Source organism: Streptomyces sp. NPDC056738 (assembly GCF_042790435.1).
GTDB lineage: Bacteria > Actinomycetota > Actinomycetes > Streptomycetales > Streptomycetaceae > Streptomyces.
This window is the reverse complement of sequence record NZ_JBHTZF010000010.1, coordinates 214233-239636: the sequence shown is the minus strand read 5'-3', so window position 1 is coordinate 239636 and position 25404 is coordinate 214233. Positions and strand designations below refer to the sequence as shown.

Here is a 25404-nt window from a genome sequence, read left to right as displayed (position 1 = left end):
CGCGTCCTTTGGGGCGCGGTTCGACGATTTGTCCGGTTCTTCCTGTGGTCTGCGCAACATCGGCCTCAACCGATCAACGCCGCCCCCGTGATAAATCTTCACGACCGCCCGGCAGGACACCACCCATGTCCCGCCGGGTGCGCCACCGAGCCGGCGGATCGCCGGCCAGGCACAAGCTCCACCTGTCCGGGGGGATCGGAAGCCGATTCGAAGCCAAGGGACTGGCTCGTTCCGGTATGGAGAAAGGCGCACCAGACATGACCTCATCGCAGGTCGGCAAGCAGTACGACGGCAGTGAGGCCGTGGGCGGCGACGCCCCCGAAGAGGGGTACGAGCGCGGGCTCGGCAGCCGTCAGGTCCAGATGATCGCGATCGGCGGCGCCATCGGCGTCGGCCTCTTCCTGAACGCCGGGGCGAACATCGCCAAGGCCGGCCCCAGCCTCATCGTGATGTACGCCCTCGCGGGCGTGATCATCTTCTTCATCATGCGGGCGCTCGGCGAGCTCCTGCTCTACCGCCCGGTCTCGGGCTCCTTCGCGGAGTACTCCCGCGAGTTCCTCGGCCCCTTCTTCGGCTACTTCACGGCCTGGACGTACTGGCTGATGTGGGTGGTCACCGGCATGGCCGAGCTCACCGCCGCCGCCATCTACATCAACTACTGGTTCCCGTCGATCCACCAATGGGTGTCGGCGCTGGTCTTCCTGATCATCCTCTTCGTGGCCAACCTGATCTCCGTGAAGGTCTTCGGCGAGATCGAGTTCTGGGCCTCGATGGTCAAGGTCACCGCCCTGATCGGCATGATCGTGATCGGCCTCGGCGTCCTCACCTTCGGCTTCAGCTCCGCCGGTGACACCGCCTCCGTCGGCAACCTGTGGCAGTTCGACGGCTTCTTCCCCAACGGCATCGGCTCCTCCCTGATGACCCTCCAGGGCGTCATGTTCGCCTACCTCGCCGTCGAGCTCGTCGGCGTCACCGCGGGCGAGTCCGAGAACCCCGAGAAGACCCTCCCGAAGGCCATCAACACCCTCCCCTGGCGCATCGCCCTCTTCTACGTCGGCGCCCTCACCGTCATCCTCTGCGTCGTGAAGTGGACCGAGTTCGTGCCAGGGGTGAGCCCCTTCGTGAAGGCGTTCGCCGTGATCGGCATCCCGGCCGGCGCCGGCATCGTCAACTTCGTGGTCCTCACCGCCGCCCTGTCCTCCTGCAACTCGGGCATGTACTCCACGGGCCGCATGCTGCGGAACCTGGCCGACAACGGCGAGGCCCCGAAGGTCTTCGCCAAGCTGTCCTCGACCAAGACGCCCGCGCTCGGCATCACCGTCTCCGTGCTCTTCATGGGCATCGGCGTGGTCCTCAACTACGTCGTCCCCGCGAAGGCCTTCGGGTACGTCACCTCGGTGGCCACCGGAGCCGGCATCTGGACCTGGCTGATGATCCTGGTCAGCCACATCCTCTACCGCCGCGCGGTCGAGGCGGGCCGCCTCCCGGCCTCGTCCTTCCCCGCCCCGGGCGGCGCCAAGTGCAGCTACGTCGCCGTCGCGTTCCTCCTCTTCGTCACCGGCCTGATCGCGTACGACGCCGACTCCCGCATCTGCCTGTACGTGATGGCCGTCTGGGCCGCCGCCCTGGCCGTCGGCTGGGCGATCCTCAAGGCACGCAACCCCCAGGTCACCGAGCGCCGCGAGCCGCAGCTCGAGAAGATCGGCTGACCGCCCCACGGACGCCCGGCCCACCGGCCACCGCTCAGGACGTCCGGCATACGGGCCGTCCCGTACCACGCCTCGGTACGGGACGGCCCTTCTGTCTATCCTGACCAGCATGCTGACCATCACCGAGGCCCTGTTCGACCAGATCGTCGCCCACGCGCGCCAGGACCACCCCGACGAGGCGTGCGGCGTCGTCGCGGGCCCCGCCGGCACCGGCCGCCCCGAGCGCTTCATCCCCATGCTCAACGCGGCCCGCTCGCCCACGTTCTACGAGTTCGACTCCGGCGATCTGCTCAAGCTCTACCGCGAGATGGACGACCGCGACGAGGAACCCGTCGTCATCTACCACTCGCACACCGCGACCGAGGCCTACCCCTCCCGCACCGACCTCGCCTACGCCAACGAGCCCGGAGCCCACTACGTCCTGGTCTCCACGGCGGACACCGAGAACGCCGGCCCCTTCCAGTTCCGCTCCTACCGGATCGTGGACGGCGAGGTCACGGAGGAGGAGGTCAAGGTCGTGGAGAGCTACTGATCTCACCCATCGACCAAAAAGCGTCCGGAATACGAGATCACACTCCGGGGCCCGTACCGGGAATCGATACGATGAGCCCATGGTTCTGAACGACGTGAGCGACAAGACGCCGGGCATGCTGCTCGTGGCGCGCCTGCACGTCGACCTCTGCAGGCTGCAGAGCGCCATCTGTACGCACTGACCTGCCGCCGCCGCACGGCCGAAGGGCCGCGGCTCCGCGACCCGCGTACCCCATGCCCCGCCCGCGCTGCCGCGCGTCGTCCGACCTGACTTCCTTCCGACAGGAGCCCGCAACCATGGCCATCGAGGTCCGCATCCCCACCATCCTCCGCACCTACACGAACGGCGAGAAGGCCGTCGAGGGCGGCGGGGCGACCCTTGCCGAGCTGTTCACCGACCTCGACACCCGTCACGCGGGCATCCGGGCCCGGATCGTGGACGGCGGCGAGCTGCGCCGCTTCGTCAACGTCTACCTCAACGACGAGGACGTCCGCTTCCTCGACGGCATCAACACCAAGCTCACCGACGGCGACAACGTCACCATCCTGCCGGCCGTCGCCGGCGGCATGGTCTGATCGGACACGGGTCCCGATGCGCTACGACTCCCCGCTCGCCGCGGTGGGCAACACCCCTCTGGTGCGCCTGCCGCGGCTGTCGCCGTCCGCGGACGTCCGGATCTGGGCGAAGCTCGAGGACCGCAACCCGACCGGATCCGTCAAGGACCGGCCGGCCCTCCACATGATCGAGCAGGCGGAGAAGGACGGCCGGCTGACTCCGGGCTGCACGATCCTGGAGCCCACCAGCGGCAACACCGGCATCTCCCTGGCCATGGCGGCCAAACTCAAGGGCTACCGCATGGTCTGCGTGATGCCCGAGAACACCTCGCAGGAACGCCGTGACCTGCTCGGCATGTGGGGCGCCGAGATCATCCCCAGCCCGGCCGCCGGCGGCTCCAACACCGCCGTGCGCGTCGCCAAGGAACTCTCCGCGCAGCACCCGGACTGGGTGATGCTCTACCAGTACGGCAACCCGGACAACGCCGGCGCCCACTACGCCACGACGGGCCCGGAGATCCTCGCCGACCTCCCCTCCATCACCCACTTCGTGGCGGGCCTCGGCACCACCGGCACCCTCATGGGCGTCGGCCGCTTCCTGCGCGAACACAAGCCGGACGTCAAGATCGTCGCCGCGGAGCCGCGCTACGACGACCTGGTCTACGGCCTCAGGAACCTGGACGAGGGCTTCGTACCCGAGCTGTACGACGCCTCCGTCCTCACCACCCGCTTCTCCGTGGGCTCGGCCGACGCAGTCACCCGTACCCGGGAACTCCTCCAGCAGGAGGGCATCTTCGCCGGCGTCTCCACGGGAGCCGCGCTGCACGCCGCGATCGGTGTCGGCAACAAGGCCGTCAAGGCCGGAGAGCCGGCCGACATCGCGTTCGTCGTCGCGGACGGCGGCTGGAAGTACCTGTCGACGGGCGTCTACACGGCGGCGACGACGGAAGAGGCCATCGAGACACTCCAGGGCCAGCTCTGGGCGTAGCGACACACCGGCATCACCGAGGGGCGCGCGGACCGGACGACGGTTCCCGCGCCCTTCCGCGTATCCGCGCCTGCTGGCCTGCGGGGGAGCAGCCTCACCGCGCCGGATGCGGAAAGCGGCTCACCCCGCCAGATAGCGGACCTGGTCCCACAGGACCGGATCCACCACACCCACCCGGCGCCGGAAGTCGCCCACCGGCACCTCCCGCAACTCGTCCGTCTCCAGGAAACTCGGCCGCCCCTGCGAGTCCCCGACGGCCCCGGGGGGCAGCGGGATCACCCCGGGCCGCTCGTCGTGGTACTTGCTGGTGATCTTCGCGACGGTCACCCGCTTGCCGCGCACCACCAGCACCAGACACGGCCGGTCCTTGGCCCCCGGCCCGTCCTCGTAGGGAACGTTCGCCCACCAGATCTCCGCCGCGCGCGGCAACGGCCCGCCGCGCAGCGTGCCGCCCCGGCGGGGCCCCCGGCCCGGCGGACGCGTCCGACCGGCCGGCCGGCGCCCGCGGCGCCCCCAGCCGTCCACCAGCGTCGCGACCAGCGCGAGCAGAACCACCGCCGCCAACGCGAGCCACCAGGACGTGTCCACAGCACAGAAGGTACCGGCGCACCGCCGCCCCCGCCCGCCCTGCCCGCACCCCGGGCACCCGCGGAGGAGTGTCCGAACCGATCCAAACACCACCCACCCACGTCCATCCGAACCGGTGACACCACAGGTGAGTTCGCCCACAACAGCCCCTGGCGGAGGAGCGACCAACCCTTTTGCGCCTTACGCTCGACGGACCGCACGACCCCCGTCCTCCCCCTTCCAGTAGTCACCCGCCAGCGGAGGTTTCTGCTTTATGAAGCTCACCGTCGTCGGCTGCTCGGGGTCGTTCCCGTCCGCGGAATCGGCCTGTTCGAGCTACCTCGTAGAGGCCGACGGCTTCCGGCTGCTTCTCGACATGGGCAACGGTGCCCTGGGCGAGCTGCAGCGCCACTGCGGTCTCTACGACCTCGACGCGATCTTCCTGAGCCATCTGCACGCCGACCACTGCATCGACATGTGCGCCTACTTCGTCGCGCGCTACTACCGGCACGACGGCGGCCGCTGCGCCCCGCTCCCGGTCTACGGCCCCGAAGGCACCGAGCACCGGCTCACCACGGCCTACGCCGACACCCCCACCGCCTCGTCGATGAGCGAGGTCTTCGACTTCCACACGGTCAAGCCGTCCACGTTCGAGATCGGCCCCTTCACCGTGCACACCGAACGGGTGGCGCACCCCGTGGAGGCGTACGGCATCCGGGTGGAACACGGTGGACGTTCGTTGACGTACTCCGGTGACACCGGGGTGACCGAGGCCCTGGACGAACTCGCCCGCGACACGGACCTGTTCCTGTGCGAGGCCGCGTTCACCCACGGCAAGGAGAACATCCCCGGCCTGCACCTCAACGGCCTCGAGGCCGGCGAGACCGCCGCCCGCGCGGGCGCCCGCCGCCTGGTCCTCACCCACATCCCCCCGTGGACGGACGCCGCCACCAACCTGACGGACGCCCGCTCGGCGTACCGGGGCCCGGTGGACCTGGCGGTACCGGGGGCGACGTACGAGATCTGACGCCCCGGCGTACGCGAAGGCCCCCGGAACCAGACGGTTCCGGGGGCCTTCGGCGTAGGGGGAGGGCTCACGCCTTCGTGAGGTCCTCGATCTCCTCGTCGGGCTCACGGCCCGGGGTGGGGAGGTTGAACTTGGTGATGGCGAAGCGGAAGACCACGTAGTAGATCGCCGCGAACACCAGGCCGATCGGGATGATCAGCCAAGGCTTGGTGGCCAGGTTCCAGTTGAGCGCGTAGTCGATGAAGCCCGCGGAGAACGTGAAGCCCGCGTGGACACCGAGCGCCCAGGTGACCGCCAGGGACAGGGCGGTGAGCACCGCGTGGATCGCGTAGAGCAGCGGGGCGATGAACATGAACGAGAACTCGATCGGCTCGGTCACGCCCGTCACGAACGAGGTCAGCGCCAGCGAGATCATCATGCCCATCACGGCCTTGCGGCGCTCGGGGCGGGCGGAGTGCGCGATGGCGATCGCGGCGGCCGGGAGGCCGAACATCATGATGGGGAAGAAGCCCGACATGAACATTCCGGCGGACGGGTCACCGGCGAAGAACCGGTTGAGGTCACCGTGGACCACGGCGCCCGTGGCGTCCTTGAAGTCGCCGATCTGGAACCAGGAGACGGCGTTCACGAACTGGTGCATGCCGACCGGGATGAGCGCGCGGTTGATGAGACCGAAGAGACCCGCGCCGACGGTGCCGAGACCGGTGATCCACTCACCGAAGTTGGAGATGCCGGTGCCGATGGGCTCCCACACCAGGCCGAAGAAGACGCCCATGAGCGTGCCGACGAACGCCATGATGATCGGCACCAGACGGCGGCCGTTGAAGAAGCCGAGCCAGTCCACCAGCTTCTTGCGGTGGTAGCGCTGCCACAGCACGGCGGACAGCAGACCCATGATGATGCCGCCGAGGACACCGGGGTTGTTGTAGGTCGCGGCTATGTCCGCGCCCTTCTGGATCTTCGCCTCGGTGACCGGGAAGGCCTCGAGCACCTTGCTGTAGACCAGGAAGCCGACCAGGGCGGCGAGGGCGGTGGAGCCGTCCGCCTTCTTGGCGAAGCCGATCGCGACACCGATGCAGAAGAGCATCGGCAGGTTGTCGAAGATCGCGTGACCGGCGGTGGCGAACACCTCGGTGACCTTGTCGGGCAGGTGCAGCTTCTGCGCGATGTCCGGTACTCCCAGACGCAGCAGGATGCCCGCCGCCGGAAGCACGGCGATCGGCAGCTGCAGGCTGCGGCCGACCTTCTGCAGGCCCTGGAACAGGCCGGATCCCCGCTTCTTCGCGGGTGCCGCCGAGACGGTGGCGGTGCTCATAGTTCCTCCATGCGCTGGGCGCTGCCGGGGGACGGGAAGGTACGACAGGGGTCGGCAGCGACCATGTGGTCTACACCACCAGTGGTGTAGACCTGTTTCTAGCACGGTGAAGGCCGGATAAGGAAGGTGCGAATTTTGTGGCCTCGGCCATAACAGGAGCAACCGGTTCCGCTCATGCCGAAGACCCCCGGACCGGCAGGTCAGGGGGCCTTCGTCGCGAGCGGGAGGCGCGGAGGGCTACGCCTTCGTGGTGTCCTCGACGTCCTCCTCCGGCTCCCGCCCCGGAGTCTTCAGATCGAACTTAGTGATCGCGAACCGGAAGATCGCGTAATAGACCGCGGCGAAACACAGCCCGATCGGAATGATCAGCCACGGTTTCGTCGCCAGGTTCCAGTTGATGATGTAGTCGATCAGACCCGCGGAGAAGCTGAAGCCGTCGTGCACGCCGAGCCCCCAGCTCACCGCCATCGACACACCCGTCAGCACCGCGTGCACCGCGTACAGCAGGGGTGCGATGAACAGGAACGAGTACTCGATCGGCTCGGTGATGCCGGTGACGAACGAGGTCAGCGCCACCGAGAGCATCAGGCCGCCGATCTCCTTGCGCCGATGTGGTTTCGCGGTGTGCGTGATCGCCAGGGCGGCCGCCGGCAGCGCGAACATCATGATCGGGAAGAAGCCCGTGAGGAACTGCCCCGCGTTCGGGTCGCCCGCCAGGAACATGTTGATGTCCCCGTGCACGACCTGACCGTCGGGCTTGGTGTAACTGCCGAACTGGAACCAGATGGGCACGTTCAGGAACTGGTGCAGGCCGATCACCAGCAGCGCCCGGTTGGCCAGACCGAACACGCCCGAGCCCCACGCCCCCAGCCCCACCAGCCAGTCGCTGAAGTTCTCCAGCGCGTCACCGATCGGCGGCCACACCCACAGGCACAGCGAGGCGAACAGCATGGCCACGAACGCCATGATGATCGGCACCAGACGACGCCCGTTGAAGAAGCCGAGCCAGTCCACCAGCTTCGTCCTGTGGTAACGCTGCCAGAAGTACGCCGACATCAGCCCGATGGCGATACCGCCGAACACCCCGGGGTTCTGGTACGTGAACTCGACGACCGAGTTGTCCTCCAGCTGGCAGCCCAGCTTGATCTTGACGCTCCCGCCCGGACACGTCTCCGGGAACGCGCGCAGCACGTTGTAGTAGACGAGAAAGCCCGCGACCGCCGCCAGCGCCGTCGAGCCGTCCGCCTTCTTCGCCATGCCGATGGCCACACCGACGCAGAACAGCATCGGCAGCCCGAGGTTGCCGTCCAGCAGCGCGCCACCCGCCGCGCCGATCACCTTGGACAGGTTGTCCCAGCCGAGCCCGTCCGCGCCGAACACGTCCGGCTGACCGAGCCGGTTGAGAATGCCGGCCGCCGGCAGCACCGCGATCGGCAACTGCAGGCTGCGGCCCATCTTCTGCAGTCCCTGGAAGGCCTTCTGCCAACGGACGCGCGCTGGCGAAACGTCACTTACGGCACTCATGGGCGGTCCTTAGGGCGGGCCGGTTTGGCGACTGCCCGCCCACTGGTGTAGACCAGTTGCGACGGGTCGCTCTGTCGTGATCGCCATCCTTCGGCACCTACGACATGACCGCTCGCGAAGTTGGGCCAACTGTGGGTTACTGCGACAAAGCGGTTCGGATCAGGGAGAAGGACATGGCCACCAAGGCTGAGAAGATCGTCGCCGGGCTGGGCGGCATCGACAACATCGAAGAGGTCGAAGGCTGCATCACCCGCCTGCGCACCGAGGTCAACGACGCCTCGCTCGTCGACGAGGCCGCCCTGAAGGCCGCGGGCGCCCACGGCGTCGTCAAGATGGGCACCGCCATCCAGGTCGTCATCGGCACCGACGCGGACCCCATCGCCGCCGAGATCGAAGACATGATGTGACCACCGGGACCCGCTGAAGCCACCCGGCCCCACGCGCGCGCCGCACACCGCTTCAGGAGCCGCACCGGCTCACCCGTGAGGGGCTGAATCCGCCACCGGCGGACAGCCCCTCACGCGCGTGCGGATAGGCTCGACACCATGTCTCGAATCGACGGCCGCACCCCCGAACAGCTTCGCCCCATCACCATCCAGCGTGGCTGGAGCAAGCATGCCGAGGGCTCCGTCCTCGTCTCCTTCGGCGACACCAAGGTCTTCTGCACGGCCTCCGTCACCGAAGGCGTCCCGCGCTGGCGCAAGGGCAGCGGCGAGGGCTGGGTCACCGCCGAATACTCCATGCTCCCCCGCGCCACCAACACCCGCGGCGACCGCGAATCCGTCCGCGGCAAGATCGGCGGCCGCACCCACGAGATCAGCCGCCTCATCGGCCGCTCCCTGCGCGCCGTCATCGACTACAAGGCACTCGGCGAGAACACCATCGTCCTCGACTGCGACGTCCTCCAGGCCGACGGCGGCACCCGCACCGCCGCCATCACCGGCGCCTACGTCGCCCTCGCCGACGCCGTCACCTGGGCCCAGGGCAAGAAGCTCGTCAAGCCCGGCCGCAAGCCCCTCACCGGCACCGTCTCCGCCGTCTCCGTCGGCATCGTCGGCGGCGTCCCCCTCCTCGACCTCTGCTACGAGGAGGACGTCAGGGCCGACACCGACATGAACGTCGTGTGCACCGGGGACGGCCGCTTCGTCGAGGTCCAGGGCACCGCCGAGGCCGAGCCCTTCGACCGCAAGGAACTCAACGCCCTCCTCGACCTCGCCGTCGCGGGCTGCGACGAACTCGCCGCCATCCAGCGCGCGGTACTCGAAGAGGCCTCACAGGCAACCGCGGGTTAACCCTTAGCGTTCTTATGGGTACGGGCGTACGGTCCTGCCGTGCGCCCGCCGGCCCCCTCGGGCGGATCGGGCCGACCGCGCAGCGGACCGGTGCGATGCGGTCGGTGTGGCCGCACCACACCACGCCCACGGGGAGGGACCGTTCCATGGCCGCGCGCCACCGCAATCGTCGCCGTACCGCCGCACTCGCCGCCGTCGCCGCACTCGTCGTCCTGCCGGCGGCCGTCGGCTGCGACGCCGTCAGCAAGGCGCTCGACTGTGTGCAGACCGCCGACTCGATAGCCGACAGCGTCACCGACCTCCAACAGGCGGTCGAGAACGCGGCGAACGACCCGTCGCAGACCGACGCGTCCCTCAACGCCATCGAGAACAACCTCGACAAGATCGGCGACCAGACCGACAACGCCGACGTCAACAAGGCGGTCGACGAGCTGAACAAGGCCGTCGCGAACGTCCGCACGGCCGTCAAGAACGGCGACGCGACCCCCGACATCAGCCCCGTCACGGCCGCGGCGGGCGAACTGACGAAGGTGTGCACGCCGTAGGCCCCCGCCGGGCCCGGCACACGCGCCGACCCGAGCCCGGCTCGGGAGACGGTGCGTACGCGCGGCCCCGAGCCAGGCTCGAGGGCGGACCCGGCGTACGCGCCGACCCTGGCCCGGCTCAAGGGCGGCCCGAGCCCGGCTCGAAGGGCGGACTCGGCGATACTGGCGGGCATGACCCGCCTGATCCTCGCCACCCGTAATGCCGGAAAGCTCACCGAGTTGAAGGCGATCCTCGCCGACGCAGGACTCACCCATGACCTCGTCGGCGCGGACGCCTACCCCGACATCCCCGACGTCAAGGAAACCGGCGTCACCTTCGCCGAGAACGCCCTGCTGAAGGCGCACGCACTGGCCCAGGCGACCGGACTGCCGGCCGTCGCCGACGACTCGGGCCTGTGCGTCGACGTCCTCAACGGCGCCCCCGGCATCTTCTCCGCCCGCTGGGCCGGCCGCCACGGCGACGACCAGGCCAACCTGGACCTGCTCCTCGCCCAGCTCTCCGACATCGACGCCCCGCACCGCGGCGCCCACTTCGCCTGCGCGGCGGCCCTGGCCCTCCCGGACGGTACGGAACGCGTGGTCGAGGGCCAGTTGCTCGGCACCCTCCGCCACACCCCCGCCGGCACGAACGGCTTCGGCTACGACCCGATCCTCCAGCCGGAGGGCGACACCCGAACCTGCGCGGAACTGACCCCCGCAGAAAAGAACGCGATCAGCCACAGGGGCAAGGCGTTCCGCGCACTGGTGCCGGTGGTGCGGGAGCTGTTGGGCTGAGCGCCCACAAAAAACGGCCTGCGTATCTTTCGATGCGCAGGCCGTTCGGGGTGCGGCGGAAGGGATTCGAACCCTCAAGCCGTTTCACGGGCCACAGATCCTAAGTCTGCTGCGTCAGCCGTTGCGCCACCGCCGCTAGTCGCCTGCCATCGTATCGGGAGTCCCTCGCGGTGTTCTGCCTCCCCTGCACCAGGTGCTTGTGACCGCGTGACAGTTGGGGCACAGGTAGCGCAGATTGTCCCTGCGATTGTTCCGCCAGTTCCCATCGACATGGTCGATCTGCAAGGTGATCGGCCGGCCCAACCATGCTCCGGTGTTTCCGCACCTCACGCACGCGTAGGGCACGCCGACCTCGGTCAGAGCACGGTGGAGCCGCTCCCGGTTGGTCCGTCCGGCTTGCTCCGGCAGAACGACCAGCACCCGTTGCGCGGTTGAGGGCGTCGGGCGCTCCGGTCGCCCCCAGGCCCGGCGCTTGAAGTGGCTGGTGTCGAGACCGAGACGGGAGGCCGCGCGCCGGACACGCCGGTGATTGGTGTCGTTGACGTCCATGGCGAGACCGCGCATCACGTCGGCATAGCTGGTGGAGCTCTGCACGAGATCACGCAACGCGTCCTCGGGGACCGGTGGGCGCCGGTGAGAGAAGTGCCCGATGTCGACGCGATGAACCGCCAGCATGCGGCTCAGCGTCGCGCGCGAGCGGCTGTCGTCCGGAACGCCCAGCGCACGTGCCACGCCGCGCACGCTCGTAGAGGCGGCAGCGGCTGTCCGCAGTTCCTCCGGCGTGAACGGCAGCTCTACTTCGGGCCGATCCATGCCCGGGAAGTGGTCGATGTCGATTCCTGCCGCGCTGATGCGGCGGCGGATGTGCGAGAGCGTTCCCGTGGCAGGGACGGCGCCCAGTTTCAGCGCCACTTCGCGCAGCGAGGACGACGAGGCGGCAGCTTCCTCGATGGCGGCATCCGGGTACCTGCGCCACGGACTGCGCTTGACGAAGTGATGTGTGTCGAGTCCGTGGCTCCCCACCTTCTCCTGGAGCACGCGGCGTTGGCCGCCACTCGGCCTGAGGCCGAGCCGTCGCATCAGATCGGTCCAGTTGCGCGCCTGGGCGACGGCCGGCACGAGACGTTCCCTGCGGTACGGGTCCGAGTCCGGCACGACCTGGCTTGAGGCGGCCGGTGCCACCGATTCAGTTGCGTCCTGCACGCTCATGGACCCCCTCCGTCTCGATCGCATGTTCGCGACCTCGTACGGACCAACGAACCGTTGATCGGACGGTTACGCCCTGTGAGGGGGTGGTCGGGGTCAGTGGCCCGATGTGGCCTTCAGGCCTACCACTGAGGCCAGGAGCAGGCAGATGAAGAAGATGCGGGCCGCTGTCGCGGGTTCGCCCAGGAGGGTCATTCCCAGGATCGCGGCGCCGGCCGCGCCGATGCCGACCCAGACGCCGTAGGCGGTGCCGATGGGGAGGGACCGGGCGGCGTAGGACAGGAGCAGCATGCTCGCGATGATTCCCGCGCCCGTCAGGACGCTCGGGACCGGGCGCGTGAAGCCGTCGGTGTACTTCATCCCGATCGACCAGCCGACTTCGAGCATTCCGGCGATGATCAGCAGGATCCAGGCCATGACGGGTACCTCCGGGAGACGACGGCCGGGCAGGGCTGCGTCGTCTTTGCTGAGCCCGGTACGGCGCGTCTCGTCGGGGTCCCTCCACCGTAGCAAGGAATGGCGAAAGGGGCTGGTGACCATGGTCACCAGCCCCTCCGGGGTGCGTATGCCCTACAAGTAAAGGCCGGTCGAGTCCTCGGACCCCTCGAAGCGGTCCGCGGCCACGGCGTGCAGATCCCGCTCGCGCATCAGCACGTACGCGATCCCGCGCACCTCGACCTCGGCCCGGTCCTCGGGGTCGTACAGGACCCGGTCGCCGGGCTCCACCGTCCGGACGTTCTGCCCGACCGCGACGACGTCGGCCCAGGCGAGACGGCGGCCGACGGCCGCCGTCGCGGGGATCAGGATCCCGCCGCCGGAGCGCCGCTCGCCCTCGGCGGCGTCCTGCCGTACCAGCACGCGGTCGTGCAGCATCCGGATGGGCAGCTTGTCGTCATGGGTGCTGTGCGTTTCACGGTTGGCGCTCACGCCCTGAACCTACCTGTCCCGGCCGGTTTCGTACGCGGGCGGGTCAGCCCTTGCGCCGCCGCGTGCCCATGACGAGCAGCCCGACGAGCCCCACCGCGACCAGCGCCACCGGCACGATGCGCTCCAGCCGGGGCGCCCCGTCCTCCGAGACGAACTGGCCCTTCACATCGCCCACGACGCGGTTGACGCCGACGTAGGCGCGCCCGAGGGTGTGGTCGATGTTCGAGGCGACCTTCGCCTTGGCGTCTCCGACGATGGTCTTGGGGTGCACCCGTACGCCGATCTCGTCGAGCGTGTCGGCGAGGGTTGTGCGGCGGTGCTTGATGTCCGCCTCGATCTGCGCCGGAGTCCTGGTATCCGGCGTTCTCGACGTATCCGACACCGCGCTGCCTCCGTGGTCGTGTAGTGACTCCCTGATTCGGACAGTCTGTCAGTTCGTACCGGACCGCACCCCTCGGCACCCCCCATTACGCTCGTTCCGTATCCATTCCCCCGGCCATGTGAGGTTCCGATGAGCGAGCGACTGCAGCCCGGCGACACCGCCCCCGCCTTCACCCTGCCCGACGCCGACGGCAACGAGGTCTCCCTCGCCGACCACAAGGGCCGCAAGGTCATCGTCTACTTCTACCCGGCCGCGCTCACCCCCGGCTGCACGAAGCAGGCCTGCGACTTCACGGACAACCTGGACCTGCTGGCGGGCGCCGGTTACGACGTGATCGGTGTCTCCCCGGACAAGCCCGAGAAGCTGGCGAAGTTCCGTGAGAAGGAGTCGCTGAAGGTCACCCTGGTCGGGGACCCCGACAAGTCGGTCCTGGAGGCGTACGGGGCGTTCGGCGAGAAGAAGCTGTACGGCAAGACGGTCGTCGGTGTCATCCGCTCCACGATCGTCGTGGACGAGGAGGGCAAGGTCGAGCGGGCGCTGTACAACGTGAAGGCGACCGGGCATGTGGCGAAGATCATCAAGGACCTGGGGATCTGACCGCCGTTCCTGACACGGCCGGCCCCCTCGGCGACACGTCCGCCCCGCTCAGCGCCTCTCCCTCCTGGGCGTGAGCCCGCTCAGCGGTCCCTGGCCGGCCGTCGAGCCCGTGGTGCCGGTGTCCGTCGGGCCTCCGCCCGTCGTGGTGCCGGCCGTGGTGCCGGCCGTCGCGGTGGTTCCGGTGGTGCCTCCGTCCGTGGGGGTGCCGCCGGTGGTCCCGCCCGAGGTGCCGGTGCCGCCGTCGGTGTGGCCCGGGGTGTGGCCCGGCGTGTGGCCGTCGGTCCGGCCGGGGGTGTGGCTCTGGCCCGGGGTCCGGCCGTTCGTCGTGGCCGGTGCGCTGCCGCCCGCCCCGCCCACCTCCCCGCCGCCGTCCGTGCCGCCGTCGTTCTGTCCGCCGGTGGCGTCCGGGTCCTCGGTGTCGTCGCCGGGGTCGTACATCTCCTCGGCGCCCGGCTGGAGTTCGAGGTCGAAGTCCGCGGCCTCGTCCCCCTCCAGGGCGTTCCGGGTGAACTGGGCCCAGATCTGGGCGGGGTAGCCGCCGCCGTTGATGCGGGCCTGTCCGAGGGCGCCGTAGAGGGATTTGTGGGCGCCGGTGTCGGGGTCCTGGCCCATGACGGCGACGACGGTGGCGAGGTCGGGGGTGTAGCCCGCGAACCACGCGGCGGTGTCCTCCTCGGCCGTGCCGGTCTTGCCCGCGGCGGGCCGGCCGGCGTTCTGCGCGGCCTGTCCGGTGCCGCCGTCGACGACGCTCTGGAGCATGGAGGTGGTCGTGTCGGCGGCCTCGCGGCTCACGGCCTGGCGTTCGGCCGACCGGTCGTCGTCCCGGGCCGGCAGCCTCACGTCCTGCGATCCGTCCTTGGTGATCTTCTCCACGAGGGTGTACGCGCCGTGCCTGCCGTGGTTGGCGAGCGTGGCGTAGGCCTCCGCCATGTCGAGGACGCTGGCGGTCGCGGGGCCGAGCGCGATGGAGGGGGAGGCGGTCAGGTCGGGGGTGTCGGCGGGCAGGCCGAGGGCGACGGCGGTCTTCCGCACGTTCGTGGGGCCGACGTCGACGGCCATCTGTGCGTACACCGAGTTGACCGACCTGTCGGTGGCGGTGCGCACGGAGATGTCCCCGTACGACTCGCCGTCCTCGTTCTCCGGCGCGTACACGGTGCCGTTCCAGCCCCGTACGGGGCGCTGGTCGGTGCCGTCGTAGACGGTGTTCGGGGTGATGTCGCGGCCGTCCTGGGTCTGTGCGCCGTTCTGGACGGCCGAGGCGAAGACGAACGGCTTGAAGGTGGAGCCGACCTGGTAGTCGCGGCGGGTGGCGTTGTTGACGTACTGCTTGGTGTAGTCGATGCCGCCGTACATCGCGAGGACCTTGCCGCTGGAGGGGTCGATGGCGACGCCGCCGGCGCGGACGTAGGTGTCCACCTTGCGGTTCTTCTTGTCGAGCCGGTCCGTCACCTGGTCGTTCACGGCCTCCACGAACGCGTTCTGCTTGGACTTCTGGAGGGTGGTGGTGATGCGGTAGCCGCCGCGGGTGAGGGTGTCCTCGTCGAGGATGCCGTTGGAGGTCAGATAGGCGGTCACGGCCTGGACGAGGTAGCCGCGCTGGCCCGACAGGCCCGCCGAGCCCCTGGCCTGCCGGGGGACCGGGAAGGAGACGCGGTCGCGGGCGGCGCGGGTCAGCCACTTCTGCTTGACCATGCCGTCGAGGACGTAGTTCCAGCGGGCGAGGGCCCCGGCCCTGTTCTCGGGGTGCGCGATCACGTCGTACTCGCTGGGCGCGTTGAGCAGGGCGGCGAGGTAGGCGCCCTGGCCGACGGTGAGGTCCCGGGCGTTCACGCCGTAGTAGGCCTGGGCCGCGGCCTGGATGCCGTAGGCGTTGCGGCCGTAGTAGCTGGTGTTGAGGTAGCCCTCCAGGATGTCGTCCTTGCTCTTCTCCCGGTCGAGCTTGACCGAGATGAAGAACTCCTTCACCTTCCGGGTGACGGTCTGTTCCTGGCCCAGGTAGTAGTTCTTGACGTACTGCTGGGTGATGGTCGAGCCGGACTGGCGGCCCTTGCCGGTGACGGTGTTCCAGCCGGCGCGGAGCATCGCCTTCGGGTCGATGGCGGACTCGCTGTAGAAGTCGCGGTCCTCGGCGGCGAGGGTGGCGTGCTGGGCGGCCTTGGAGATGTGCTCGAGTGCGACGTTCTCGCGGTTGACGTCTCCGTCGCGGGCGAGCTGGCTGCCGTCGGCGTACAGGAAGACGTTGCTCTGCTTGACCGCGGCGGCGTTCGCGGAGGGGATCCGGACGAGGAAGTAGCCGAGCGCGAAGAGGCCGACCAGGAGCAGGGCCGTGCCGAGGACGGTGCCGAGCACCATGCGCCAGGTCGGGACGAGTCTGCGCAGGCCGGTCCGCTTCGGCCGCTGCTTGCGCTTCGGCTGCTGTCTCGGCGTCTGCGGCGCGGTCCGCCCCTGGTCCGGCCGCGCACCCGGCCTGCTCGCTCCTGGCCCGCCCGCGCCCGGTCCGGGTCCGGCCGGTCCCGCTCCCTGCGCGCCCGTTCCCGTTCCCGGTCCCGACCGTCGGCCCGTCCGCGGTCCCGCCGCGGGGGCCGGGTTCGGGCGGGGGCCCGCTTCCGGTTCCCTCGGTGCCCAGCCCTGGCTGCGCTGCTGCGGCTCGTCGCTCATCTTCGCCGGACTCCTGTTTCGCGTCGTACGTCGCCGTACGCCCTCGTACGCCTGGTGCGCCCCGTATGAAGCCTCTCGCACCATGTGTCCGTTCGCCGATCCCGGCACGCGTCGCGCCGGAAAATGCCTGGCGGCCCACGCCGGGCCGGGACTAGGCTCCTGCGCTTTGGCTCAACGCTGGGGAAAGGGACGGGTTGTGGGCACGGCGCGGTTGTACGCGGCTGTCGCGGGCAGCGGGTTCCGGCGGTACGCCACCTATCGGGTCGCGACCGCCGCCGGGGTCTTCACCAACACCGTCTTCGGGCTGATCCTGGCGTACCTGTTCATCGCCCTGTGGGACAGCAAGCCGCACCTCGGCGGCTACGACCAGGCGCAGGCGCTCAGCTACGTCTGGCTCAGCCAGGGGCTGCTGATGGTGGTCGCGATGATGGGCGGCGGCTTCGAGGACGAACTGATCGAGCGCATCCGTACGGGTGACATCGCGATCGACCTGTACCGGCCGGCCGACCTCCAGATGTGGTGGCTCGCCCAGGACATGGGCCGGGCGCTGTTCCATCTGCTGGGCCGCGGCGTGGTGCCCCTCCTGTTCGGCGCGCTGGTCTTCGACCTGGCGCTGCCCTCGGATCCGCTGACCTGGCTCGCCTTCCTGGTCGCGGTCGCGCTCGGGGTGGTCGTCGGGTTCGCGATCCGCTTCCTGGTGGCGCTGTCCGCGTTCTGGCTGATGGACGGGGCGGGGGTGGCGCAGCTCACCTCCATCGCGGGGATCTTCTGCTCGGGGATGCTGCTGCCGCTGAACGTCTTCCCGGGCGCGCTGGGCGAGGTCGTACGGGCGCTGCCCTGGTCGTCGCTGATCCAGGCGCCCGTGGACGTCCTGCTCGGCACGGCGGATCCGCTGGGCACGTACGCGGTGCAGGGTGCCTGGGCGGTCGTCCTGCTGGCGGCCGGGCGCCTGGTGCAGTCGGTGGCGACACGGAGGGTGGTGGTGCAGGGTGGCTGATCCGGTGGAGCGGGGGACGGGGGTCGTGGCGGGCCCGGCGCGGGAACGGGAGCCGGGTGTGGCGTCCGAGCCGGGTGCGGCCGGGCAGGCCGGCGCGGCGGCGGTGCGGGCGGTGGAGTTCCGGCCGTTCGAGCGGCAGGGCGCGTACGCGCGACTGCGGGACGGGCTGCGGGCCTACCGGCTGATCACCGCGATGTGGATCCGTTCGACGATGGCCTACCGGGCCTCCTTCGCGATGACCGCGTTCGGGAACTTCGCGGCGACCGCCCTCGACTTCGTGGCGATCCTGCTGATGTTCTCGCGGGTCGACCGGCTCGGCGGCTACAGCCTGCCCGAGGTCGCCCTGCTCTACGGGGTCTCCGGTACCGCGTTCGGGTTCGCGGACCTCGCGCTCGGCTCGATGGACCGGCTGGGGCGCCGGGTGCGCGACGGCACGCTGGACACCCTGCTGGTGCGTCCGGCGCCGGTGCTCGCGCAGGTCGCCGCGGACCGTTTCGCGCTGCGCCGCCTCGGGCGGATCACCCAGGGGCTCCTCGTCCTCGGGTACGCCCTCCTCGTCCTCGACATCCACTGGACGCCGGTCAAGGTGCTGATGATGCCGATGATGCTGCTCAGCGGCGCGGCGATCTTCTCGGCGGTGTTCGTGGCGGGCGGCGCGTTCCAGTTCGTCGCGCAGGACGCCTCCGAGGTGCAGAACTCCTTCACCTACGGCGGCAACACACTCCTGCAGTACCCGCCGACCGTGTTCGCCAAGGACCTGCTGCGCGGGGTGACGTTCGTCCTCCCGCTCGCCTTCGTCAACTGGCTGCCCGCGCTGTACGTGCTGGGGCGGCCCTATCCGCTCGACCTGCCGGCGTGGGTCGCGTTCGCACCACCGGCCGTGGCGGCGCTGTGCTGCGCGCTGGCCGGGATCGCCTGGCGCGCGGGGCTGCGCGCCTACCGGAGTACGGGAAGTTAGGGGAACGGGCGTGGCCATCGTGGCGGACAGGGAGCCGGCGGATCCGGGCCGGGAATCGGGTGCGCGGACCGGGTTCATCGAGCTCGACGGGGTCGAGAAGGTCTTCGACGTGCGCAGGAGGACGGGGTTCCTGCGCGGCGAGCGGCGGCAGGTGCGGGCGGTCGACTCGATCTCGTTCACCGTGGAGCGCGGTGAGATGGTCGGCTACATCGGTCCGAACGGCGCCGGGAAGTCGACCACGATCAAGATGCTCACCGGCATCCTCACCCCGTCCGGCGGCCGGCTGCGGGTCGCCGGTCTCGATCCCTCCCGCGAGCGCACCCGGGTGGCGCGCCGGATCGGGGTCGTGTTCGGGCAGCGTACGACGCTGTGGTGGGACCTCCCGCTGATCGACTCGTACCGGCTCATGCACCGGATGTACCGGGTGCCGGACGCGCGGTTCCGGGAGAACCTCGACCGCTGTGTCGAACTCCTGGAACTCGGGGCCCTGTTGGAGGTGCCGGTGCGGCAGTTGTCGCTGGGGCAGCGGATGCGCGGCGACATCGCGGCGGCCCTGCTGCACGACCCCGAGGTGCTCTACCTCGACGAGCCGACGATCGGGCTCGACGTCGTGAGCAAGGTGCGGGTCCGGGAGTTCCTGCGGGATCTGAACGCCGAACGCGGCACGACGGTCCTGCTCACCACCCACGACCTCACCGACATCGAGCAGTTGTGCCGCCGCGTGATGGTCATCGACCACGGGCGGCTGATGTACGACGGCGCGCTGAGCGGGCTGCACGAGGTGGGGGAGAGCGAGCGGACCCTGGTGGTGGACCTGGAGCGCGAACTGCCGCCGATCGAGCTGGAGTCGGCGCGGGTGGTGAAGGTGGAGGGCCCGCGCCAGTGGCTGGCGTTCCCCGCCGCGACGTCGGCCGCCCCGCTGGTGGCACGGATCGCGGCGGAATATCCGCTGGTGGACCTTTCGGTACGCGAGCCGGACATCGAGGCGGTCATCAGCCGCATGTACGCCGGGAAGGCGGGGGCCTAGCGGTGGCTGCCGCCCGGGTGGGGTGGATGGCCCGCGGGCGGGGGAACTCGTAGGCTGCTGCCATGACCGACGAACTCCCGGAGCTGCGTGCCTCCGACGCCGATCGTGAACGTGTCGCCGAACAGCTCAGGGACGCCCTCGCGGAGGGCCGCCTCGACATGGAGGAGTTCGAGGAGCGGCTGGAGGCGACGTACGCGGCCCGTACGTACGGGGAGTTGGCGCCGATCACCCGTGACCTGCCGGGGGCAGCGGGGTCGGCCCCTCGGATCTCCATGGTCAAGCAGCCCGTGGACGACGGCAGTTGGGGTTCGCGGATCGTCGGCGGCGAGGGCTCGTCCTCGTGGGCCGTGGCGGTGCTGTCCGGGTTCGAGCGCAAGGGCCGCTGGACGGTGCCGAGGCGATTCAACTGCTTCGCCTTCATGGGCGGCGGCGAGATCGACCTGCGCGAGGCGAACTTCGCGGACCGTGAGGTCGTCGTCAACTGTGTCGCGGTCATGGGCGGGTTGAACGTCATCGTGCCGCCGGGCGTCGAGGTCGTGGTCCGCGGTATCGGCATCATGGGCGGCTTCGACCACCGTGAGGAGGGCCGGTCGGGCGACCCGGGCGCGCCCCGGGTGGTCGTCACCGGCTTCGCGTTCTGGGGCGGGGTCGGCGTGGAGCGCAAGCTCACCCGTGCCGAGCGCCAGCGCCTGAAGGAGGAGCGCCGGCAGGAGAAGCTGGAGCGCCGGGAGGCCCGCAAGGAGCTTCAGGGCTCCCGGGACGGTGGCCTGGACGACATGTTCGACGCGCTCGACGAGGCCCGCGACCTGATACGCGAGCGCCACGAGGAACGCCGTGAGCGTCACGAGGAGCGCCGTCTGCGCCACGAGGAGCGCAGGGACCGCCACCGGGAGCGCCGCGAGGACCGCCGGCGGCGGCACGACGGGGACTACTGAGGTCCGGGCGCCGACCGGGGGGCCGGCCTCGGCCGGTGCCCGGACGGCGCCTTCGGCGGCCGATCGGAGGTCGGCCGCCCGAGGCGGATCACAGCTCCGCGGGCACCGGGCCCTTCAGTTCCTTCAGGTCGAACACCTCGGCCATCCGCCGGAACCCCTTGTCGCTGGGGTGCAGGTGGTCGCCCGAGTCGTAGTCGGCCCGCAGCCGGCGCGGGTTGTACGGGTCGCGCAGCGCGGCGTCGAAGTCGACGACGGCGTCGTACACCTTCCCGGCCCGGATCTCCGCGTTCACGGCCTGGCGTACGGCCTCGCGGGCGTCGGTGTATCCGCGGTGCCCCTGGAAGGGCATCAGGGTGGCGCCGACGACCCGCAGTCCGCGGGCGTGGGCCTGGCGCACCAGGGTCCGCAGGCCGTCGGTCACGGTGGCCGGATCGACCTGGTTCGGGTTGCGCAGGATGTCGTTGACGCCGAGGTCGATGACGACGGCCTTGACGTTCGTACGGTCGAGCACGTCGCGGCCGAACCGGCTCAGCCCGCTGGGGTTGTCGGCCGGCCGGCCGAACCCCGCAGCGAGGACCTGGTTCCCGCTGATGCCCTGGTTGACGACGCTGTAGCGGGGCGTGTCGCCGGACCCGGCCGCGGCGTGCAGCCGCTCCGAAAGGACGTCCGTCCAGCGGCGGTTGGCCCCCACGGTGGAGGTGATGCCGTCGGTCAGGGAGTCGCCGAGGACGACGACGGTGCCGGTGGCGTCGTCGCTGAGCACGTCGAGCGCGGTCAGGTAGCGCCAGTACGGGCTCTGTTCGGCGTACGGGGCGGCGCTCACGTCCTCCGTGCGGTCGCCGTCGGCCACGTACGAGATCTGCTGGGCGTGCGGGTGGTAGGTGACCGGGCCGGACGGGGTCGGCGAGTACGTCGTGACGAGGACGTCCGCGCCGTGCGGGACGAGCACGCGTACGGCGTCGCTCGTCACCTGCCGGCCGGCCGGGATCTCGACGCCCGTGGCACCGCCGAACGTGAGGCGGCGCATGGTGTCGGCGGTGGCGGCGGCACTGTTCGCGGTCGCGGCGACGGCGATCGTCGCGTGCGCGATCAGCAACGGCTGCTGCCCGTAGAGATTGGACAGCGTGATGCGGGCACTCGTACCCCCGGCGGCCGTGTGCACGACGTTGCGCACGGAGCGGCCCGCCAGTCCGTCGGGCTCCGTGCCGGGCTCGGCTCCGGCCGGGGATGCGGACCAGGCGCCGACCCAGGTGCCGGTGGAGGCGGGAGCGGCGTCGTGCGACGTGTGGCCGCCGGCCACGGCGGCCTTGGCGCTGGTGCCGTCGTCAGCGCCGACGCCGATGTATATGGCGGCGGAAAGGACCACGACCACGGAAAGGATCGCGGCGAGCAGGGCATAACCGTGACGCTTGGTCATGCGGTGCGTGTCTCCTCGGACGAGGGAGCCCGAGGCTCCGGATGTGATCACTCCATGATGCGTCATGGGTAAGGGGAGTGACGACGCGCCCCCTGCGGGACCCCCTGGTCGATTCCCCATCCGAACAGACGCCGGGAACTCCTGAAGCGTTCCAGGAGTCGGTGAGAAGAGAGCGAGAAAGGGACAATGTGTACGAGGCGTGACGTGGCCTGCGAACGGGTGGAGTGAATGGGACGCACGAATTCGGGTGAAGGGGACGGCATGGAGCAGCATGCCCGACCCGGCGGGGCCGCGAACGCCGACGGGACCGCGAACGGTGCCGAGGCCGGGGAGACCGGGGCGGCGGAGGCCGGTTCCGCGGGTGCCGCCGGTACGGCCGAGGCCGTTGAGGCCGGGGACGCGGGCGCGGCTGGGGGAGTCGGGCAGGCATCTGACGCCGGTGAGACCGCCGGGGTCGGGCCATCCCCGGACGCTGGTGAAGGCGCCGGTGCCGGTGCCGGTGCCGGGAAGGCCGCAGGGGCCGCCGGGGGCGCGGGCGGGCGGACGGCCAGCGTGCCGGGGCGGGCGATGAACACCTTCAGCCCCGCCGACGAGGAGAAACGCCGCGGGGTGCGCCGCATGAAGGCGACCGCCACCGGCCTGCTGCTCTTCGTCGCCCTCGTCTACGTACTGGCGAAGTGGGCCTCGAACGAAGGCGCGGGCGCCTGGGCCGGCTACGTCGCGGCGGCGGCCGAGGCGGGCATGGTCGGCGCGCTGGCCGACTGGTTCGCGGTCACGGCCCTCTTCCGGCACCCGCTCGGCCTGCCCATCCCGCACACCGCGATCATCCCCACCAAGAAGGACCAGCTCGGCGTCTCGCTGGGCGAGTTCGTCGGCGAGAACTTCCTCTCCGAGGAGGTCGTCCGCCAGCGGCTGCGCGCGGTGGGCATCGGCAGCCGACTCGGCGCCTGGCTCGCCGATCCCGAGCACGCGGACAGGGTCACGGCCGAACTGGCCGCCGCGCTCAGGGGCGCCCTGACCGTGCTGCGCGACTCCGATGTCCAGGCCGTCGTCGGGGAGGCGATCACCCGCCGCGCCGACGCCCAGGAGATCGCGCCCGGCATAGGGAAGATGCTGGAGAAGATCGTCCTGGACGGCGGCCACAAGCGGGTCGTCGACCTGGTGGTGGTCCGCGCGCACGACTGGCTGGTGTTCCACGACACGCAGGTGATGGACGCCGTCCAGGGCGGCGCGCCGGGCTGGACCCCCCGTTTCGTCGACAAGAAGGTCGGCGAACGGGTCTACAAGGAACTGCTGCGCTTCGTCACCGAGATGCGCGACTCCCCGACCCACCCGGCCCGCGGAGCCCTCGACCGGTTCCTCACCGACTTCGCGTCCGATCTGCAGTCCGACACGGACACCCGCGCGCGGGTGGAGCGGCTCAAGGGCGAGGTGCTGGGCCGCGGCGAGGTCCAGGACCTCATCGCGTCCGCCTGGACGGCCGTGCGGTCGATGATCGTGTCCGCGGCGGAGGACGAGCGCAGTGAGCTGCGGCTGCGCGTGCGGGCCTCCCTGCTGTCGCTCGGCGCCCGGATGGCGACGGAGCCCAAGCTCCAGGCCAAGGTGGACGGCTGGGTCGAGGGGGCGGCCGTGTACGTCGTCACGACGTACCGCAAGGAGATCACCTCGCTCATCACGGACACGGTCGCCGGCTGGGACGCCGAGCACACGACCAGGAAGATCGAGGCAAACATCGGCCGTGACCTGCAGTTCATCCGGATCAACGGCACGGTGGTCGGCTCGCTGGCCGGACTGCTGATCTACGTGGTGTCACGGGGGCTGGGGGCTTAACCGCCCAAAGGGCGGGAACCCGGCGGGGGTTCACCCGACGGAGAGGGAACCCCATGCCAGTCCCCGCCTCACCGGCACCCCCCGCCGCCGACGGCACGGTCACCACGAACGTGCCGTCCCGTCTGGACCGGCTGCCGTGGTCCCGCTGGCACTGGATGATCGTGATCGGCCTGGGAACCGTCTGGATCCTGGACGGCCTGGAGGTCACGACCGTCGGCAACATCGCGGGCCGGCTCTCCGAGGAGGGGAGCGGCCTGTCCATCACCTCGGCGCAGGTCACCGGTATCGCGGCGGCGCTCTACGTGGCCGGTGCCTGTGCGGGCGCCCTGTTCTTCGGCTGGCTGACCGACCGGTACGGCCGCAAGAAGCTCTTCATGATCACGCTCGCCGTCTATCTCGCGGCGACCGCGCTCACCGCCTTCTCCTTCGACGCCTGGTGGTTCTTCACCTTCCGCTTCCTCACCGGCTTCGGCATCGGCGGCGAGTACGCGGCCATCAACTCGGCGATCGACGAACTCATCCCCGCCAGGTTCCGCGGCCGGGTCGACCTGATCATCAACGGCACCTACTGGCTCGGCGCGATCGGCGGCGCGCTGCTGTCGATCGTCATGCTGAACACGGACATCTTCCCCAAGGACCTCGGCTGGCGGCTGACCTTCGGACTCGGCGTGGTCCTCGGTCTGGTGATCCTGCTGGTCAGGCGGCATGTGCCGGAGAGCCCGCGCTGGCAGTTCATCCACGGCCGCGGTGAACAGGCGGAGGAACTGGTCGCCTCGGTCGAGGAGGAGATCGAGGAGGAACGGGGTGAACCGCTGCCGGCGCCGCAGGGCGAGATCACCATCGAGCAGCGCAAGAGCGTCGGCTTCGGCGTCATCGCGAAGACGGTCTTCGGCAGGTACCCGAAACGGGCCGTGCTCGGCCTCGCCCTCTTCGTCGGCCAGGCCTTCCTCTACAACGCGATCACCTTCGGCTTCGGCTCCATCCTGACCACGTTCTTCGACGTGCCCACGGGCAGCACCGGCTACTACTTCGCCGTCATAGCGGCCGGCAACCTCCTCGGCCCGCTGCTGCTCGGCAAGCTCTTTGACACCCTCGGCCGCCGCGTGATGATCTCCTCGACCTACCTGCTCTCCGGCCTGCTGCTCTTTGTCACGGCCTGGCTCTTCGACCAGGGCGCGCTGAACGCCGTGACGATGACGGCCTGCTGGTGCGTGGTGCTCTTCTTCGCCTCGGCGGGCGCCTCCAGTGCGTATCTGACCGTCTCCGAGGTCTTCCCCATGGAGACCCGCGCGATGGCCATCGCCTTCTTCTACGCCATCGGCACCGCGGCCGGCGGCATCAGCGGCCCGCTGGTCTTCGCCGACCTCACCAAGTCCGGCGTCGTCGCCGACACGGTGATCGCGTTCCAGATCGGCGCCTCCCTGATGTGCGCCGCGGGCCTGGTCGCGGTGTTCCTCGCGGTCAAGGCCGAGCGGCGCTCCCTGGAGGACATCGCCGCGCCGTTGTCTACGGCACCCTCCACGGCCGACGCCTCGCCGACGTCCAGCGCGCGGGCGAGCTGATCAGCGGCGTTCACCGCACAGGGCCCTGATCAGCGGCTCCCGTCGCGCAGGGACCGGGAGCGGGAGCCGGACCGGGGACCG

At 70.2% G+C, this 25404-nt stretch carries 26 protein-coding genes, 1 tRNA gene and 1 riboswitch; of the genes, 17 read left to right on the top strand and 10 right to left on the bottom strand.

Annotated elements, in window-relative coordinates:
* Positions 1–257: 257 nt before the first annotated feature.
* The 5 genes from ACFRIC_RS26270 (at position 258) to ACFRIC_RS26250 (ending at position 3783) form a co-directional block, all read left to right on the top strand.
* Complete coding sequence (locus tag ACFRIC_RS26270) at positions 258–1709, top strand: amino acid permease (RefSeq protein ID WP_382790140.1); 1452 nt, start codon at positions 258–260, stop codon at positions 1707–1709.
* A gap of 109 nt (positions 1710–1818) precedes the next feature.
* Positions 1819–2241: a Mov34/MPN/PAD-1 family protein gene (locus ACFRIC_RS26265; RefSeq protein WP_382790137.1), complete on the top strand. Its 423-nt coding sequence runs from the start codon at positions 1819–1821 to the stop codon at positions 2239–2241.
* Positions 2242–2320: 79 nt separating this feature from the next.
* Positions 2321–2422: a putative leader peptide gene (locus tag ACFRIC_RS26260; protein ID WP_339129578.1), complete on the top strand. Its 102-nt coding sequence runs from the start codon at positions 2321–2323 to the stop codon at positions 2420–2422.
* Positions 2423–2537: 115 nt separating this feature from the next.
* Positions 2538–2816 carry a MoaD/ThiS family protein gene (locus ACFRIC_RS26255; protein ID WP_382790133.1) on the top strand — a complete coding sequence of 93 codons (279 nt, stop codon included), beginning with the start codon at positions 2538–2540 and terminating at the stop codon, positions 2814–2816.
* A gap of 16 nt (positions 2817–2832) precedes the next feature.
* Positions 2833–3783, top strand: a complete 951-nt coding sequence (locus tag ACFRIC_RS26250) for a cysteine synthase (RefSeq protein ID WP_351861836.1) — start codon at positions 2833–2835, stop codon at positions 3781–3783.
* A gap of 120 nt (positions 3784–3903) precedes the next feature.
* On the opposite strand, the gene ACFRIC_RS26245 is transcribed toward ACFRIC_RS26250, so the two are convergent.
* On the bottom strand, positions 3904–4371 hold the full coding sequence (locus tag ACFRIC_RS26245) for a type II toxin-antitoxin system PemK/MazF family toxin (RefSeq protein WP_382790130.1): 468 nt from the start codon (positions 4369–4371) through the stop codon (positions 3904–3906).
* Between the two features lie 253 nt (positions 4372–4624).
* Here ACFRIC_RS26245 and ACFRIC_RS26240 point away from each other — a divergent pair, with 253 nt between their 5' ends.
* A complete protein-coding gene (locus tag ACFRIC_RS26240; protein WP_382790128.1) occupies positions 4625–5377 on the top strand; it encodes an MBL fold metallo-hydrolase in 753 nt (250 codons plus the stop codon).
* 67 nt (positions 5378–5444) lie between these two features.
* On the opposite strand, the gene ACFRIC_RS26235 is transcribed toward ACFRIC_RS26240, so the two are convergent.
* Both ACFRIC_RS26235 and ACFRIC_RS26230 read right to left on the bottom strand, forming a co-directional pair.
* Complete coding sequence (locus ACFRIC_RS26235; protein ID WP_382790125.1) at positions 5445–6692, bottom strand: PTS transporter subunit EIIC; 1248 nt, start codon at positions 6690–6692, stop codon at positions 5445–5447.
* A 237-nt stretch (positions 6693–6929) separates the two neighbouring features.
* Positions 6930–8216 (bottom strand): PTS transporter subunit EIIC, encoded by a 1287-nt coding sequence (locus tag ACFRIC_RS26230; RefSeq protein WP_382790122.1) that lies wholly within the window; start codon positions 8214–8216, stop codon positions 6930–6932.
* A gap of 104 nt (positions 8217–8320) precedes the next feature.
* Between ACFRIC_RS26230 and ACFRIC_RS26225 the strand changes: the two genes are divergently transcribed.
* The 4 genes from ACFRIC_RS26225 (at position 8321) to rdgB (ending at position 10827) form a co-directional block, all read left to right on the top strand.
* Positions 8321–8623: a glucose PTS transporter subunit EIIB gene (locus ACFRIC_RS26225; protein ID WP_382790119.1), complete on the top strand. Its 303-nt coding sequence runs from the start codon at positions 8321–8323 to the stop codon at positions 8621–8623.
* A 138-nt stretch (positions 8624–8761) separates the two neighbouring features.
* Positions 8762–9508 carry a ribonuclease PH gene (gene rph, locus ACFRIC_RS26220; RefSeq protein ID WP_151470897.1) on the top strand — a complete coding sequence of 249 codons (747 nt, stop codon included), beginning with the start codon at positions 8762–8764 and terminating at the stop codon, positions 9506–9508.
* A gap of 146 nt (positions 9509–9654) precedes the next feature.
* Positions 9655–10053 (top strand): hypothetical protein, encoded by a 399-nt coding sequence (locus tag ACFRIC_RS26215; RefSeq protein ID WP_382790116.1) that lies wholly within the window; start codon positions 9655–9657, stop codon positions 10051–10053.
* 171 nt (positions 10054–10224) lie between these two features.
* On the top strand, positions 10225–10827 hold the full coding sequence (rdgB, locus tag ACFRIC_RS26210; RefSeq protein WP_339129568.1) for an RdgB/HAM1 family non-canonical purine NTP pyrophosphatase: 603 nt from the start codon (positions 10225–10227) through the stop codon (positions 10825–10827).
* A 51-nt stretch (positions 10828–10878) separates the two neighbouring features.
* On the opposite strand, the gene ACFRIC_RS26205 is transcribed toward rdgB, so the two are convergent.
* The 5 genes from ACFRIC_RS26205 to ACFRIC_RS26185 form a co-directional block, all read right to left on the bottom strand.
* Positions 10879–10963 (bottom strand) — tRNA-Leu (locus ACFRIC_RS26205).
* Positions 10963–12036 carry an HNH endonuclease signature motif containing protein gene (locus tag ACFRIC_RS26200; RefSeq protein ID WP_382790112.1) on the bottom strand — a complete coding sequence of 358 codons (1074 nt, stop codon included), beginning with the start codon at positions 12034–12036 and terminating at the stop codon, positions 10963–10965. Before ACFRIC_RS26200 ends, ACFRIC_RS26205 begins: the two co-directional genes overlap by 1 nt.
* Before the next feature lie 93 nt (positions 12037–12129).
* Positions 12130–12450 (bottom strand): DMT family transporter, encoded by a 321-nt coding sequence (locus tag ACFRIC_RS26195; protein ID WP_382790110.1) that lies wholly within the window; start codon positions 12448–12450, stop codon positions 12130–12132.
* Positions 12451–12484: 34 nt separating this feature from the next.
* A riboswitch (guanidine-III (ykkC-III) riboswitch) is annotated at positions 12485–12554 on the bottom strand.
* 49 nt (positions 12555–12603) lie between these two features.
* Positions 12604–12906: a co-chaperone GroES gene (locus tag ACFRIC_RS26190; protein WP_103554526.1), complete on the bottom strand. Its 303-nt coding sequence runs from the start codon at positions 12904–12906 to the stop codon at positions 12604–12606.
* Between the two features lie 97 nt (positions 12907–13003).
* Positions 13004–13342 carry a DUF3618 domain-containing protein gene (locus tag ACFRIC_RS26185; RefSeq protein WP_382790107.1) on the bottom strand — a complete coding sequence of 113 codons (339 nt, stop codon included), beginning with the start codon at positions 13340–13342 and terminating at the stop codon, positions 13004–13006.
* A gap of 129 nt (positions 13343–13471) precedes the next feature.
* Here ACFRIC_RS26185 and bcp point away from each other — a divergent pair, with 129 nt between their 5' ends.
* Complete coding sequence (gene bcp / locus ACFRIC_RS26180; RefSeq protein WP_382790104.1) at positions 13472–13939, top strand: thioredoxin-dependent thiol peroxidase; 468 nt, start codon at positions 13472–13474, stop codon at positions 13937–13939.
* 48 nt (positions 13940–13987) lie between these two features.
* Here bcp and ACFRIC_RS26175 read toward each other — a convergent pair whose 3' ends face one another.
* Positions 13988–16597 (bottom strand): transglycosylase domain-containing protein, encoded by a 2610-nt coding sequence (locus ACFRIC_RS26175; RefSeq protein WP_382790101.1) that lies wholly within the window; start codon positions 16595–16597, stop codon positions 13988–13990.
* Between the two features lie 196 nt (positions 16598–16793).
* On the opposite strand from ACFRIC_RS26175, the gene ACFRIC_RS26170 reads away from it, so the two are divergent.
* The 4 genes from ACFRIC_RS26170 to ACFRIC_RS26155 all read left to right on the top strand — a co-directional run bounded on the left by ACFRIC_RS26170 (position 16794) and on the right by ACFRIC_RS26155 (position 20514).
* Entirely contained in the window at positions 16794–17594 is an 801-nt protein-coding gene (locus ACFRIC_RS26170) for an ABC transporter permease (RefSeq protein WP_382790098.1), read from the top strand.
* A gap of 103 nt (positions 17595–17697) precedes the next feature.
* Complete coding sequence (locus ACFRIC_RS26165) at positions 17698–18552, top strand: ABC transporter permease (RefSeq protein WP_382790467.1); 855 nt, start codon at positions 17698–17700, stop codon at positions 18550–18552.
* A gap of 19 nt (positions 18553–18571) precedes the next feature.
* Positions 18572–19579: an ATP-binding cassette domain-containing protein gene (locus ACFRIC_RS26160; RefSeq protein WP_382790463.1), complete on the top strand. Its 1008-nt coding sequence runs from the start codon at positions 18572–18574 to the stop codon at positions 19577–19579.
* Positions 19580–19641: 62 nt separating this feature from the next.
* Positions 19642–20514, top strand: a complete 873-nt coding sequence (locus ACFRIC_RS26155) for a DUF1707 domain-containing protein (RefSeq protein ID WP_382790095.1) — start codon at positions 19642–19644, stop codon at positions 20512–20514.
* A gap of 88 nt (positions 20515–20602) precedes the next feature.
* Here ACFRIC_RS26155 and ACFRIC_RS26150 read toward each other — a convergent pair whose 3' ends face one another.
* Positions 20603–21931 (bottom strand): SGNH/GDSL hydrolase family protein, encoded by a 1329-nt coding sequence (locus ACFRIC_RS26150; RefSeq protein ID WP_382790093.1) that lies wholly within the window; start codon positions 21929–21931, stop codon positions 20603–20605.
* 261 nt (positions 21932–22192) lie between these two features.
* Here ACFRIC_RS26150 and ACFRIC_RS26145 point away from each other — a divergent pair, with 261 nt between their 5' ends.
* Both ACFRIC_RS26145 and ACFRIC_RS26140 read left to right on the top strand, forming a co-directional pair.
* Positions 22193–23761 (top strand): DUF445 domain-containing protein, encoded by a 1569-nt coding sequence (locus ACFRIC_RS26145; protein WP_382790090.1) that lies wholly within the window; start codon positions 22193–22195, stop codon positions 23759–23761.
* Positions 23762–23814: 53 nt separating this feature from the next.
* Positions 23815–25323: an MFS transporter gene (locus ACFRIC_RS26140; protein WP_382790088.1), complete on the top strand. Its 1509-nt coding sequence runs from the start codon at positions 23815–23817 to the stop codon at positions 25321–25323.
* The last annotated feature ends 81 nt before the right edge of the window (positions 25324–25404 follow it).